The sequence below is a fragment of the Streptomyces sp. NPDC093221 genome (assembly GCF_044753885.1).
Lineage (GTDB): Bacteria > Actinomycetota > Actinomycetes > Streptomycetales > Streptomycetaceae > Actinacidiphila.
The window spans coordinates 746,262-759,698 of sequence record NZ_JBIVOA010000004.1 but is presented as its reverse complement, the minus strand read 5'-3'; the positions used below and the strand labels follow the sequence as shown (position 1 = coordinate 759,698).

The window sequence follows — 13,437 nt, the reverse complement described above, 5'->3', positions numbered from 1 at the left end:
GCGGGGTTGGAGAGCAAAAGGCGTGCGGTTGTCTTCAGTTGGTGAACGTGAGGGCTTGACGTGGCATTGGTCTAGTCCTACCTTCGCCGATGCGCCCTCAGTCATGTCGGAGTCCGCCGTTCACGGATCAGAACCGATCCGGGTGCGCGGGTCCGGCTGTCCGCTACCGGAAGGTCTCCCCCCATGAACAGACCGCGCATTCGGCTCAAGGCGCTGACCGCACTCGCCGCCGTCCCCGCACTCGCGGCGGGACTGCTGCTGGCCGCGGGCGCTCCGGCGCAGGCCGCGGCCAATCCGGGCCCCGGCTTCCCCGCGCAGTACGCGGCGCCCTACGCCGAGGTCTGGAACTCCCCGTCGGCGCTGGCGGCGGTGAAGAACGCCACCGGGTTGAAGTACTTCACCCTCGCGTTCGTCATCGACGGCGGCGGCTGCAACGCCACCTTCAACGGCAGTACCTCGGTCACCGACGCGAGCTGGACGTCGGCCATCAACACCCTGCGGTCCGGCGGCGGCGATGTCATCGCCTCCTTCGGCGGCGCGGGCGGCACCGAGATCGGCATCTCCTGTACGTCGGTCGCCGCGCTCAAGACCCAGTACAAGCGCGTGATCGACGGACTCAACCTGACCCGCCTCGACTTCGACATCGAGGGCGGCGCGCTCAACAACACCACCGCCAACGACCGGCGCAACCAGGCCCTCGCGCAGCTCCAGCAGGAGTACGCGGCGGCCGGCAAGAAGCTCGACATCGACTACACGCTCCCGGTCAACCCCACGGGCCTGGAGTCCAACTCGCTCAGCCTGCTGAACAACGCCAAGAGCAACGGCCTCAACGTCAACCTCGTCAACATCATGACGATGGACTACGGGCCGTCGATGGACATGGGCCAGGCGGCCATCAGCGCGGCCACCGCGCTGCACAGCCAGCTCGGCGCCATCTGGAACACCAAGACCTCCGCGCAGCTCTGGGCGATGGAGGGCAACACCCCCATGATCGGGGTGAACGACTCGACCAACGAGGTCTTCTCGACCGCCAACGCGCAGTCGCTGGAGACCTTCGCGAAGAACAACGGCATCCAGGAGCTGTCCTTCTGGTCGCTCGGCCGTGACAAGGCATGCGCCACCAACGGCCAGTTGTCGGACTCGTGCAGCGGCACACCCCAGTCGCAGTACCAGTTCTCCAGCATCTTCAACGCCATCACCGGCGGCGGCACCACTCCGCCGCCCACCGGCGGCGCCACCGGGCCGATCCGGTCCGGTTACGCCAACAAGTGCGTGGACGTGGCCTCCGCGAGCAGCGCCAACGGCGCGGCGGTCCAGCTCTACGACTGCAACGGCACCACCGCGCAGAACTGGACGGTCGGCAGCGACAACTCGCTCCAGGCCCTCGGCAAGTGCATGGACGTGGCCGCGGCGGGCACCGCCAACGGCAGCCAGGTGCAGCTCTACGACTGCAACGGCACGGCCGCCCAGAAGTGGACCCGCAGCGGCAGCACCCTGGTCAACACCGGCTCGGGCAAGTGCCTGGACGCGACCGGGCCCAGCTCCGCCAACGGCACCCGGCTCCAGATCTGGACCTGCGCGGGCGGCGCGAACCAGCAGTGGACGCTGCCTTCGTGACCCGCGCGTCCGCTGAGCGCTAGCTGAGCGGACAGGCGAATCGACCGGTCCCGGGCGGGGACGATGTCACCCGCCCGGGACCGGTGCGCTGTACCGCAGTGATCTTACGGGCTCCTCGCAAACAATCGACGTGGATACGTAAAAAATCTGCGGTGCGGAGATATTGCGGAGTATGTGCGCGGGGCGGGAAGGAGTAGGGGGCGCCGCCGCTTGTCATCGGTGGCCCGCTGTCGATCCTTCACGAGGAGCCCCGATGAACAGCACGGAACTGCTGGCCGACGCCTTCGGCCGGATCCAGGAAGTGGTCCACGACGCCGTGGACGGCCTCACCCCCGAAGAGCTGGCCTTCCGCGTGGACGAGGGCGCCAACAGCGTCGGCTGGCTGATCTGGCACCTGACCCGCGTCCAGGACGACCATGTCGCCGAGGTCGCGGGCACCGAGCAGGCCTGGACCGCGCAGGGCTGGGACGCCCGCTTCGACCTGCCCTTCCCCGCCGGGGCGATCGGCTACGGCGACGGTCCGGACGACGTCGCCGCCGTCCGGGTGAGCTCCGCCGACCTGCTCACCGGCTACCACGACGCTGTATACGAGAACACCGTCCGCCATGTGCGGGAGCTGACCGACGACGACCTCGACCGCGTCGTGGACAAGCGCTGGAATCCGCCGGTGACCCTGGGTGTACGCCTGATCAGCGTCGTCTCCGACGACCTCCAGCACGCCGGGCAGGCGGCGTATCTGCGGGGGCTGCTGATGCGCAGGCGGTGACGGCGTCGGCGTCGGCCGTTCACCCTTCGGTGTTAGAGTTACTTAACCTAAGTTAAGTACCTGCGCGACCTGTGGGGTGTGAGGGTTGGCGAGCGAGAAGACGGCCGAAGAGCCAGCGGCACGAATACAACGGAGGCCACCGCGCATAGCGGCTGACCATCCGCGCTACAAGTGGGTGGCACTGTCGAACACCACGCTCGGCATGCTGATCGCCACGATCAACTCCTCGATCGTGCTGATCTCGCTCCCCGCGATCTTCACCGGTATCCACCTCGACCCCCTCCAGCCCGGCAACGTCAGCTATCTGCTCTGGATGCTGATGGGATACATGCTGGTCACGGCGGTCCTCGTGGTCACCCTCGGCCGGCTCGGGGACATCCTCGGCCGGGTCAAGATCTACAACTCCGGCTTCCTGATCTTCACCGTCACCTCGGTGATCCTCTCCCTGGACCCGATGCAGGGCGGCGGCGGCGCGCTCTGGCTGATCGGCTGGCGCGTCGCCCAGGCCGTCGGCGGCTCGATGCTGATGGCCAACTCGGCCGCGATCATCACCGACGCCTTCCCGGCCCGCCAGCGCGGCATGGCGCTCGGCGTGAACATGGTCGCGGGCATCGCCGGATCCTTCATCGGCCTGGTCCTCGGCGGCCTGCTCTCCGAGTGGGACTGGCGCTCGATCTTCTGGGTCAACGTCCCGATCGGCCTGATCGGCACCGTCTGGGCCTACCGCTCGCTCCACGAGACCGGCATCCGCCGCAAGGCCAGAGTCGACTGGTGGGGCAACGTCACCTTCGCCGTCGGCTTGACCGCGCTGCTCGCGGGCATCACCTACGGCATCCAGCCCTACGGCGGCCACACCATGGGCTGGACCAACCCCTGGGTGCTCGCGGGCCTGATCGGCGGCGTCGCGATGCTCGCCGTCTTCTGCCTCGTCGAGGCCAAGGTGCGCGAGCCGATGTTCCCGCTCGGCCTGTTCCGCAACGTGGCCTTCGCGGGCGGCAACGCGGCCACCCTGCTCGGCTCCATCGCCCGCGGCGGCCTCCAGTTCATGCTGATCATCTGGCTCCAGGGCATCTGGCTGCCCCTGCACGGCTACGACTACGTCGACACCCCGCTGTGGGCCGGTATCTTCCTGCTGCCGCTCACCGTCGGCTTCCTGGTCTCCGGGCCCATCGCGGGCTACTTCTCCGACCGGTACGGCGCCAGGCTCTTCGCCGCCGCCGGATTCGTCGTGATGGCCGCGTCCTTCGCGGGACTGCTGCTGCTCCCCACCGACTTCAACTATCTGGCCTTCGCGTTCCTGATCTTCCTCAACGGGGTCGGCGGCGGTCTGTTCGCGGCGCCGAACACCTCGATCATCATGGCGAGCGTGCCCGCCGAGGCCCGCGGCGCCGCCTCCGGCATGCGCGCCACCTTCCAGAACGCGGGCATGGTGCTCTCCATCGGCGTGTTCTTCTCGCTCATGGTCGCCGGACTCGCCCGCTCGCTGCCCGGCACTCTCAGCAGCGGCCTGGTCGCCCAGGGCGTGCCGGGGGCGAACGCGCACGAGATCGCCAATCTGCCGCCGGTCGGCACGCTCTTCGCGGCCTTCCTCGGCTACAACCCGATCCAGCACCTGCTCGGCCCCGACCTGCTCGGCAAGCTCCCGGCGGCCAACCAGCACACGCTCACCGGCCGTGAATTCTTCCCGCACCTGATTTCCGGGCCGTTCCACGACGGCCTCGTGGTGGTGTTCGCCCTGGCCATCGTGATGTCCTTGGTCGCGGCGGGCGCGTCACTGATCCGCAGCCGCGCCGTCCGCGCGGCCCACGCCCCGCAGGAGTAACCGAACCGACCGAGGAGGCGCCCCCCGCCATGGACCACACCGACGGGCGCGGGGGCGCCACTCCGGCCGCGGTCGCGCTGATCGTGGCCCGGCTCTACCGCCAGCTCGCCCAGGCGTCCGCCGACGACCTCAACCTGACGTACGCGCAGCTCTCCGCGCTCGCCAGGATCGGGCAGTTCGGCCCCATCCGGCTCGGTGAACTCGCCGCCCGCGAACAGGTCGCCGCCCCCTCCCTGACCCGTACGGTCAGGCCGCTGTCGGAGGCCGGGCTGATCGGCAAGGAGGCCGACCCCTCCGACGGCCGCTCCTGGCTCGTCAGCATCACCCCGGAAGGGCGCGCCCTGCTGGAGCGCATCCGCCGCGAGCGGGCGGCACTGCTCGCCCGGAGGATGGCGTGGCTCACCGACGAGCAGCGCGCGACGCTGGACGCGGCGCTCCCCGTCCTGGAACTGCTCCTCACCGAACGGACCCCGCCGGACTGACCCCGCCGGACTGGCCTCCGGCCCTTACGAACTGCCCCCTCGGCTGCCCCCGCCTCTCAGGCGGGCTGTTCCGGCTGTCCGGGCCGCTCGGGCCGGCCCGGCTCGACCGGGGGCGCCAGCACACCGCAGTGCGGCGCGCACTCCGGCTGCGCGAGCGGCCCCTTCGCCCCGTCCTCGCGCAGCGCACCCGACGGCACCAGCACCGCGGCCAGCACCGCGGCGACGGCGCACAGGCCCGCACAGATCAGCATCGCCTTCCCGAACGCCGAGTTCACCGCGTGCGGCGACCGGTAGGCGTGGTCGGACAGGCCGACGGCCAGGGGGAGGGCCGCGACGATCAGCAGTTGCGCCACGCGGGCCGCCGCGTTGTTCACCCCGCTGGCCACCCCCGCGTGATCGACCTCCACCGAGGCCAGCACGGTCGCGGTCAGCGGCGCCACGAACAGGCACATGCCGAGCCCCTGGACGACGACGGCGGGCAGCACGTCGACGACGTACGAGGAGGTGTCCGGCGACACGCGGGTGAGCAGCAGCAGGCCGCACGCGGTGACCAGCGGACCGACCGTCAGCGGCCAGCGCGGCCCGATCCGCTGGGCGAGCGCGCCCGCGGGCGCGGACAGCAGCAGCATCAGGACGGTCACCGGCAGCGTCGCGAGACCGGCGCGCAGCGCGCTGTACCCGGCGGCGATCTGGAGCTGCACCGGCAGCACGAAGAACACCCCGCCGATGGCCGCGTACAGACAGAGCGTCACCAGATTCATCGAGGTGAACAGCTTCGAGGAGAAGACCGACAGCGGCAGCATCGGGGACGGGCGGCGCCGCTCGGTGCGCAGGAAGGCCCAGCCGCACGCCAGACCCGCCGCCGCGGGCACGGCGACCGCGACGGGGGAGGGGTGGCCGGACGCGCTGATCAGCGCGTAGGTGACGCCCGCGAGGCAGAGCGCGGCCAGTACCGCGCCCAGGATGTCGAAGCTCCCGCTCGCCGTACGGTCGCGGCTCTCCGGCACGTGCCGGACGGCGATGGCCACCACGACCGCCGCCAGCGGCAGATTGATCAGGAAGATCCACCGCCAGCCGGGACCGTCCACCAGATAGCCGCCGAGGAACGGGCCGATCGCGCCCGCCACGCCGCCGAGGCCCGACCAGGCGCCGACCGCCTTCGCGCGGTCCTGCGGGCGGTACGTGGACTGCACCAGGGCGAGCGAACCGGGCGTCAGCAGCGCCCCGCCCACGCCCTGGAGCGCCCGCGCCGCGATCAGCACGCCGCTGTCGGGCGCCGCGCCGCACAGCGCGGACGCCAGCGCGAACCAGACGACGCCGATGACGAAGACCTTCCTGCGCCCGTACCGGTCACCGAGGCCGCCGCCGAGCAGGATCAGCCCGGCGAGCGTCAGCAGATAGCCGTTGACGGTCCACTGGAGCGCCGCCAGGGTCGCGCCGAGGCCCTCCCCGATCCGGGGGAGCGCGATGTTGACGATGGTGCCGTCCAGCATCGCCATGCCCGAGCCGAGCACCGAGCAGGCCAGCACCCAGCGCCCGGTCGCCGAGGAGAGCCGCACACCCTCGGCGGGCGGCTCCGGATTACTCATGACCGTCACCATAGAGCGCCGGGAGCCGAGGCGTGAGTGTCGCGGCCCCGCGCCGCGGCAACCGTGAAAACCACGCCCGCCGCCCACCCCCGACCGCGCCCGCCAAGCGACCCCGACCACGCCCGCCGCGCATTCCCGACCGTGCCCGCCACGCGACCGCGACCGCGCCCGCTGATCACCGGCGCGCATCGGGGGTAAGAATGGTCAGGGCAGGCCCGACCGATGACGCAGCGAAGGAGACGCGGATGCCGCACGAGCGCGCCGGAACACCGGCACGGCCGGACGACCTGGTGGACGTACCCCGCCTGATCACGGCCTACTACGCGCTGCACCCGGACCCCGGCGAGACCGGCCAGCGGGTGGCGTTCGGCACCTCGGGGCACCGCGGCTCGTCGCTGAACACCGCGTTCAACGAGGACCACATCGCCGCCACCAGCCAGGCGATCTGCGACTACCGCACCGCGCAGGGCACCACGGGACCGCTCTTCCTCGGCGCCGACACGCACGCGCTGTCCGAGCCCGCGCGGGTCACCGCGCTCGAGGTCTTCGCCGCCAACGAGGTCTCGGTGCTGATCGACGAGAGCGACGGCTGGACGCCCACCCCGGCGGTCTCGCACGCGATCCTGTCGTACAACAGGGGCCGTACCACCCACCTCGCCGACGGCGTGGTCGTCACCCCCTCGCACAACCCGCCCGCGGACGGCGGCTTCAAGTACAACCCGCCGAGCGGCGGCCCCGCCGCCTCCGACGCCACCGGCTGGATCCAGGACCGGGCCAACGAGCTGATCGCCGACGGCCTCAAGGGCGTGCGCCGCGTCCCGTACACCCGGGCGCTCGCCGCCGACACCACCGGGCGCTACGACTTCCTCGGCCGCTACGTGGACGACCTGCCGTCGGTGCTCGACCTGGAGACCGTACGGCGCGAGGGCGTCACGATCGGCGCGGACCCGCTGGGCGGCGCGTCGGTCCAGTACTGGGGCCGGATCGCCGAATGGCACGGCCTCGACCTGACCGTGGTGAACCCGGTCGCCGACCCCACCTGGCGGTTCATGACGCTCGACTGGGACGGCAAGATCCGAATGGACTGCTCGTCGCCGTACGCGATGGCGTCGCTGATCGCCCGCAAGGACGAGTACCGCATCGCCACCGGCAACGACGCGGACGCCGACCGGCACGGCATCGTCACGCCCGACGGCGGCCTGATGAACCCCAACCACTACCTGGCCGTCGCCATCTCCTACCTGTCGCGGCACCGCGAGCAGTGGCGGCCCGACCTGGCGATCGGCAAGACGCTGGTGTCCTCCTCGATGATCGACAAGGTGGTGGCCGACCTCGGCCGTCCGCTGACCGAAGTCCCGGTCGGCTTCAAGTGGTTCGTGGACGGGCTGCTCGGCGGCACCCTGGCCTTCGGCGGCGAGGAGTCGGCGGGCGCGTCCTTCCTGCGGCGCGACGGCTCGGTGTGGACCACCGACAAGGACGGCATCCTGCTGGCACTGCTGGCCGCCGAGATCACCGCCGTCACCGGTCGCACCCCGTCCGAGCACTACGCGGACCTCACGGAGCGCTTCGGCGCCCCCTCCTACGCGCGGATCGACGCGCCCGCGACCCGCGAGGAGAAGGCCGTGCTCGCCGAGCTCTCGCCCAAGCAGGTGCCCGCCGCCGAACTCGCCGGAGACCCCGTCACCTCCGTGCTCACCCACGCCCCCGGCAACAACGCGGCCCTGGGCGGCATCAAGGTCAGCACCGACAACGCCTGGTTCGCCGCGCGGCCCTCGGGGACGGAGGACGTCTACAAGGTCTACGCCGAGTCCTTCCTCGGCGACGACCACCTCGCCACCGTCCAGGAGGAGGCACAGGCCATCGTCGCCCGTGCGCTGAACGGCTGACGGCCGTGCCCTCCACCCGACGGAGCGACCCCGGAGCGCGTGCTCCGCTCCGTCGGGTGAGGGACGACAGGCCCTTCGACGCGCGGGCGGCTCAGGCCAGTTGGGCGGCCTGGAGACCCGCGTACGCGCCGCCGCCGCGCACCAGCTCGGCGTGCGGACCGACTTCCGCGATACGGCCCTCGTCCAGGACGACGATACGGTCGGCGTTGCGGATCGTGGACAGCCGGTGGGCCACCACGAAGACCGTACGGCCGCGCACCAGCCGGGTCAGCGCCTGCTGGACCAGCGCCTCCGAGCGGGAGTCGAGCGCGGACGTCGCCTCGTCCAGGACCAGCACGCGCGGGTCGCGGATCAGCGCGCGGGCGATGGCCAGCCGCTGCTTCTGCCCGCCGGAGAGCCGGGCGCCCCGCTCACCGACGACGGTGTCGAGACCGTGGGTCATCCGGTCGATGAACTCCAGCGCGTTGGCGTCCCGCAGCGCCGCCCTGACCCTCTCCTCCGGCACATCGGTCATGCCGTAGGTGACGTTGTCGCGGACGGTGCCCTCGAACAGGATCGAGTCCTGCGGCACCACCGACAGCCAGGTCCGGTAGTCGCGCAGGTCCAGATCCTCCATGTCGACGCCGTCGAGCAGAATCCGCCCATGCGTCGGCCGCAGGAAGCCGATCACCAGATTGAGCACGGTCGACTTGCCCGCGCCGGAACCGCCCACCAGGGCGACCGTCTCGCCCGGCCGCACGTCCAGATCGAAGTCGACCAGCGAGGGCCGGTCGCTCTCGGGATAGGTGTGGCCGACCCCGCGGAACTCGAAGTGCCCCACCACGCCCTTCACTTCGGCCTTGCCGTCGTTCTGCTCCAGGTCGGGCGCCTGGAGCACCTCGCCGATCGAGCGGACCGACTCCAGGCCCTTGCCGATCTGCGGGGTCAGCGTCAGCAGCGTGGTCACCGACCCGGTGAGGCTGGAGAAGTACGCGCTGAGCATCACCACGGTGCCCGCCGAAACGTTCAGCCAGCCGTAGTAGGCGACCAGCGCCGAGCCCGCCAGGCAGGCCACGCCGATCGCGTTGAGCAGGATCCAGGCCAGCGAACCGAACCAGCCGTTGAGCCGGTCGAGCCGCAGCCCCGCGTGCAGCACCTCGCCCAGCGTGCGGTCCACCCGGTGCAGCGCGGTGTTCTCCAGGCCGTGCGCACGGGTGATGGGGATCAGGGTCGTCATCTCGCTGACCCGCGAGGACAGTTGCTCCACCTGCTGGCGGAAGGACTCGTTGTCGTGCCGCAACCGGCGGCGCAGCCGCACCACCAGCATCGCGGAGGCGGGCACCACGATCAGATAGACCGGCAGGAAGGCGGGCGCCTGGACGCCGATCACCACCAGGCCGCCGCTCAGGGTGGCGATCGCGGCCAGACCGTTGTCGGCGGTCTGCTGCGCCGCCGTCTCGATGGTCTCGACGTCCCTGATCACCTTGGCCTGGAGCACGCCGGCGCTGACACGGGAGTGGTAGCCGATGGAGAGCTGCTGCATCCGCTGGCAGATCGCGGTGCGCAGCCGGGTGCCGGTCCTGCGGATCGAGCCCTGCATGCAGCGCACGTACGCCAGGTGCAGCGGGAGGTTGAGGCTGAGGATCACCAGCAGGACGGCCGAGTTCCACCACAGCACCGATATCGGCCGGTGCTGCACGACGACGTCGACCACGTTGGCCGTGATGAGCGGCAGCAGCCAGACGGGGGTGTGCTTGGCGAAAAAGGCGAGTACGGCGAACCCGACCCGGCGACGGTCGGGTTCGAAGAGGTAGAGGAGGGTACGGACGGGGTGTTCGCCGCGGTAGCGGTGGCTGAGCGTGCCTTGCGGCAGCGCCATTGAAGGCTCCTCGAAATGACGTCTTCGCAGTACAGGTGCGCGCATGCGCCTCATCGCGCATGCGCCCGCCTTCACCTTAGAGCCGCTACAGCACCACGACCGAACGCAATACGTCGCCCTCGGACATCCGCGCGAACGCCGCCTCCACCTCGTCCAGCGCGATGGTCTCCGTGACGAACGCGCCCAGGTCCAGGCGCCCCTGGAGATGCAGGTCGATCAGCATCGGGAAGTCCCGCGACGGCAGGCAGTCGCCGTACCACGACGACTTCAGCGCGCCGCCGCGGCCGAACACGTCCAACAGCGGCAGCTCCAGCGTCATCTCCGGACTCGGCACCCCCACCAGGACCACCGTCCCGGCCAGATCGCGCGCGTAGAACGCCTGCTTGTACGTCTCCGGGCGGCCGACCGCGTCGATCACGACGTCGGCGCCGTTCCCGCCGGTCAGCTCGCGGATCGCCTCCACGGCGTCACGGTCGCGGGAGTTGACGGTGTGCGTGGCGCCCATCGCGGACGCCGTGGCGAGCTTGCGGTCGTCGATGTCGACGGCGATGATCCTGGCCGCACCGGCCAGCCGCGATCCCACCACGGCCGCGTCGCCGACGCCGCCGCAGCCGATGACCGCGACCGAGTCGCCGCGGCCCACGTTCCCGGTGTTGAGCGCCGCGCCGATCCCGGCCATCACCCCGCAGCCGAGCAGCCCGGCCACCGACGCCGACACCGCCGGGTCGACCTTCGTGCACTGCCCGGCCGCGACCAGCGTCTTCTCCGCGAAGGCGCCGATGCCCAGCGCGGGCGACAGCTCGGTGCCGTCCTTGAGCGTCATCTTCTGCTTCGCGTTGTGGGTGTCGAAGCAGTACCAGGGGCGCCCGCGCAGACACGCGCGGCACCGGCCGCACACGGCCCGCCAGTTGAGGATCACGAAGTCGCCCGGCGCGACCTCGGTGACGCCGTCGCCGACGGTCTCGACCACGCCGGCGGCCTCGTGCCCGAGCAGGAACGGGAAGTCGTCGTTGATCGCGCCCTCCCGGTAGTGCAGGTCGGTGTGGCAGACCCCGCACGCCTGGATCCGCACCAGCGCCTCGCCCGGCCCCGGATCCGGCACCACCACCGTGTCCACCCGTACCGGCTCGCCCTTGCCCGGTGCGATCACTGCGCGGACTTCCTGTGCCATGTCCGGTCCTTCCCTTCGTCGTGTGCCCAGCGTTCGGCCACTGTTCGCTGCCGACGATAGGTGCCGCGACCCCGCGGCGGGCAGTACCCGGAAAGGCGCACATGGGTGGACCGGCACCGGGCATACGTCACTGCGGGCCACAGGTCGCCTACCGCTCGACGCTGTGAGGGGCACTTTTGACCACTGAGGACAGCGCGGTCCGCGGCACGCGGCCGGCTGACACAAGACGGCTGCCGAAGACCGTCGCGACCTTCCGCGCCATCCGGGCCCTCGGCCGCGCCATAGGGGCGGCATGGGAGGAGGACGCCACGGAGCGGGCGGCGGCCCTCACGTACTACGCGGTGCTCGCGCTCTTCCCCGCGCTGCTGGTCACCGTGTCGGTGCTGGGCCTGGCGGGCGGTGCCTCGGAGAATCAGCTGGCCTCCGAGGTCACCTCCCTGCTCCCGACCGCGTCCCGGCCGATCGTCGCCTCCGCGCTCCAGGACATGGCCGACGACCGGTCCGCGACCCTCTCCCTGGTGATCATCGGCAGCGCGGGCGCCGTCTGGTCGGCGTGCAGCTACTCCAGCGTCTTCCGGCGCGCCCTGCACTCGATGTACCGGGTGACCGACCACCGCCCCGCCTGGCGCACCGCCCCGCGCATCGTGATCACCTCGGTGGCGCTGCTCGTCCTGCTGGTGTGCAGCGCCAGCAGCCTAGTGGTCAGCGGCGAGGTCGCCCACCGGATAGGGGAGCTGCCGCACATGAACACCCCCGTGATCACCGCCTGGCGGGTGTTGCGCTGGCCCTTGCTGCTGGTGCTGGCCGCCGCGCTGGTCCTGGTGCTCTTCCGCTCAGGTCCCCGCGGCACCCGCGGCCTGCGCGCGATGGCCCCCGGCGGCGCCCTCGCCGTCCTGCTGTGGCTGCTGACCTCGGTCGGATTCGCCGCGTACACCGCCCGCGCGGGCACGTACAACCGGCTCTACGGCCCGCTGGCCGGCACCGTGGTCTTCCTGGTGTGGCTGTGGTTCTCCAACCTGGCCCTGCTGGTCGGCGCCCACTTCAACGCCCAGCGGGCACTGGACGGCAAGGCCGCGCCGCCGCCGGAGGCCCCGGCGGCGTCGAAGACGCCGGAAGCGGCCCCGGACGTCGCACCGCTGCCGGTTCAGCCGCGGCCGGGTCGGAAACGGCGGTAGAGCACGACGCCGCCGAGCAGCAGGGCGGCGCTGCCACCGGCGGTGTACGGCAGGCCGTCCGCACCGGTGTGCGCCAGCGTCGGGGCCGCGGGGTCCTCGACGTTCGGCGGCGCGGGCACCGGAGTGTGGGCCGGGGCGGGCGGGGTGGTCGGCACCGGAGTGGGCTTCACGACCGGCGGGGTCGAGCCGTTCGTCGAGGTGTTGCCCGTGGAGGGGTTGCCGATCCCGACGACATTGACGCTGTTGCCGGTGATGTTGACGGGCACGTCGATCGGCAGCCGGATGCTGTTGCCCGACAGCAGGCCGGGCGAGTTACGGGTGCCGCCCGCCGCGTGTGCGCCGCCGCCCGAGCCCGAGTTCGTCCCGGCGGGGACGGCGCGCTCATCGGCCGGTGCGCCCGCGTGCCGACCCGGCCTGGCACCGGGGGAGGAGTGCGTGGCGGCCGGAGCCGAGGTGTTGGCGCACGCGTTGCCCGTCACCGGATTCAGCAAACCGATCACATTGATCGTATTTCCGCATACATTCACCGGAATGGAGACGGGCACTTCCACCGAATTGCCCGACAGGACACCGGGCGATCCGGTGGTGTCACCCTGGGCGGCCGAATCGGCCTGGGCATACCCGGCGCCCGCCAACAGACCGCCGGCGACCATGGCGGTGACGAGTCCCTTCTGGGCAACCCTGTTCATACGCTTTCCTGCCTTCCGGAAATCCTCACGGGCCGCATGCCCGCACCGGAGACAACGCGCTCAGGGCCAATCAGGTCATGGCCGACGGATAAATCACCCCAACGAGTGACCGTGTCGCGGCCCCGTCCCTGACGGGCCGACAGGACGTGCGGCCAGCACTTTTCCCGGTATTCCGGCTATCGGTTCCGCTATTCCTATGAATTACCCATGAGCGGCCGATGGAACGTGGTAACGGATTGTCCCGACACGACAGCGGCGGGGGGGCCCGGGGGGGGGGGGGGCGCGGGGGGGGGGGGGGGGGGGGGGGGGGGGGGGGGGCCCGCGCCGGGGGGGGGGGGGGGGGTTGGGGGGGGGGGGGGGGGGGGGGGGGGGGGGGGGTAGG

10 protein-coding genes are annotated in these 13,437 nt (G+C 71.3%); 6 read left to right on the top strand and 4 right to left on the bottom strand.

Annotated elements, in window-relative coordinates; translation table 11 throughout:
- Positions 1-183: 183 nt before the first annotated feature.
- From ACIQCJ_RS20260 to ACIQCJ_RS20245, 4 genes are all read left to right on the top strand, one after another.
- Positions 184-1,617, top strand: a complete 1,434-nt coding sequence (locus ACIQCJ_RS20260; protein WP_355347684.1) for a ricin-type beta-trefoil lectin domain protein — start codon at positions 184-186, stop codon at positions 1,615-1,617.
- A gap of 253 nt (positions 1,618-1,870) precedes the next feature.
- Entirely contained in the window at positions 1,871-2,383 is a 513-nt protein-coding gene (locus tag ACIQCJ_RS20255; protein WP_355347681.1) for a DUF664 domain-containing protein, read from the top strand.
- 202 nt (positions 2,384-2,585) lie between these two features.
- Positions 2,586-4,205, top strand: a complete 1,620-nt coding sequence (locus ACIQCJ_RS20250) for an MFS transporter (RefSeq protein ID WP_391050750.1) — start codon at positions 2,586-2,588, stop codon at positions 4,203-4,205.
- A gap of 29 nt (positions 4,206-4,234) precedes the next feature.
- Entirely contained in the window at positions 4,235-4,687 is a 453-nt protein-coding gene (locus ACIQCJ_RS20245; RefSeq protein ID WP_355347678.1) for a MarR family transcriptional regulator, read from the top strand.
- A gap of 56 nt (positions 4,688-4,743) precedes the next feature.
- Here ACIQCJ_RS20245 and ACIQCJ_RS20240 read toward each other — a convergent pair whose 3' ends face one another.
- A complete protein-coding gene (locus ACIQCJ_RS20240) occupies positions 4,744-6,276 on the bottom strand; it encodes an MFS transporter (RefSeq protein WP_402712101.1) in 1,533 nt (510 codons plus the stop codon).
- 245 nt (positions 6,277-6,521) lie between these two features.
- Here ACIQCJ_RS20240 and pgm point away from each other — a divergent pair, with 245 nt between their 5' ends.
- Complete coding sequence (gene pgm / locus ACIQCJ_RS20235) at positions 6,522-8,162, top strand: phosphoglucomutase (alpha-D-glucose-1,6-bisphosphate-dependent) (protein WP_355347672.1); 1,641 nt, start codon at positions 6,522-6,524, stop codon at positions 8,160-8,162.
- A 91-nt stretch (positions 8,163-8,253) separates the two neighbouring features.
- Here pgm and ACIQCJ_RS20230 read toward each other — a convergent pair whose 3' ends face one another.
- Complete coding sequence (locus tag ACIQCJ_RS20230) at positions 8,254-10,020, bottom strand: ABC transporter ATP-binding protein (RefSeq protein ID WP_355347669.1); 1,767 nt, start codon at positions 10,018-10,020, stop codon at positions 8,254-8,256.
- A gap of 85 nt (positions 10,021-10,105) precedes the next feature.
- A complete protein-coding gene (locus ACIQCJ_RS20225) occupies positions 10,106-11,191 on the bottom strand; it encodes an S-(hydroxymethyl)mycothiol dehydrogenase (protein WP_402712100.1) in 1,086 nt (361 codons plus the stop codon).
- Between the two features lie 176 nt (positions 11,192-11,367).
- Between ACIQCJ_RS20225 and ACIQCJ_RS20220 the strand changes: the two genes are divergently transcribed.
- A complete protein-coding gene (locus ACIQCJ_RS20220) occupies positions 11,368-12,366 on the top strand; it encodes a YihY/virulence factor BrkB family protein (protein WP_402712099.1) in 999 nt (332 codons plus the stop codon).
- Here ACIQCJ_RS20220 and ACIQCJ_RS20215 read toward each other — a convergent pair.
- A complete protein-coding gene (locus ACIQCJ_RS20215) occupies positions 12,336-13,055 on the bottom strand; it encodes a chaplin family protein (RefSeq protein WP_391050741.1) in 720 nt (239 codons plus the stop codon). The genes ACIQCJ_RS20220 and ACIQCJ_RS20215 overlap by 31 nt on opposite strands.
- Positions 13,056-13,437 lie beyond the last annotated feature (382 nt).

Bases quoted from the DNA above. Each gene is read 5' to 3' on its own strand.
- pgm (WP_355347672.1), top strand. From the start codon at position 6,522: ATGCCGCACGAGCGCGCCGGAACACCGGCACGGCCGGACGACCTGGTG.
- ACIQCJ_RS20240 (WP_402712101.1), bottom strand. From the start codon at position 6,276: ATGAGTAATCCGGAGCCGCCCGCCGAGGGTGTGCGGCTCTCCTCGGCG.
- ACIQCJ_RS20260 (WP_355347684.1), top strand. From the start codon at position 184: ATGAACAGACCGCGCATTCGGCTCAAGGCGCTGACCGCACTCGCCGCC.
- ACIQCJ_RS20250 (WP_391050750.1), top strand. From the start codon at position 2,586: ATGCTGATCGCCACGATCAACTCCTCGATCGTGCTGATCTCGCTCCCC.
- ACIQCJ_RS20255 (WP_355347681.1), top strand. From the start codon at position 1,871: ATGAACAGCACGGAACTGCTGGCCGACGCCTTCGGCCGGATCCAGGAA.
- ACIQCJ_RS20230 (WP_355347669.1), bottom strand. From the start codon at position 10,020: ATGGCGCTGCCGCAAGGCACGCTCAGCCACCGCTACCGCGGCGAACAC.
- ACIQCJ_RS20215 (WP_391050741.1), bottom strand. From the start codon at position 13,055: ATGAACAGGGTTGCCCAGAAGGGACTCGTCACCGCCATGGTCGCCGGC.
- ACIQCJ_RS20245 (WP_355347678.1), top strand. From the start codon at position 4,235: ATGGACCACACCGACGGGCGCGGGGGCGCCACTCCGGCCGCGGTCGCG.
- ACIQCJ_RS20225 (WP_402712100.1), bottom strand. From the start codon at position 11,191: ATGGCACAGGAAGTCCGCGCAGTGATCGCACCGGGCAAGGGCGAGCCG.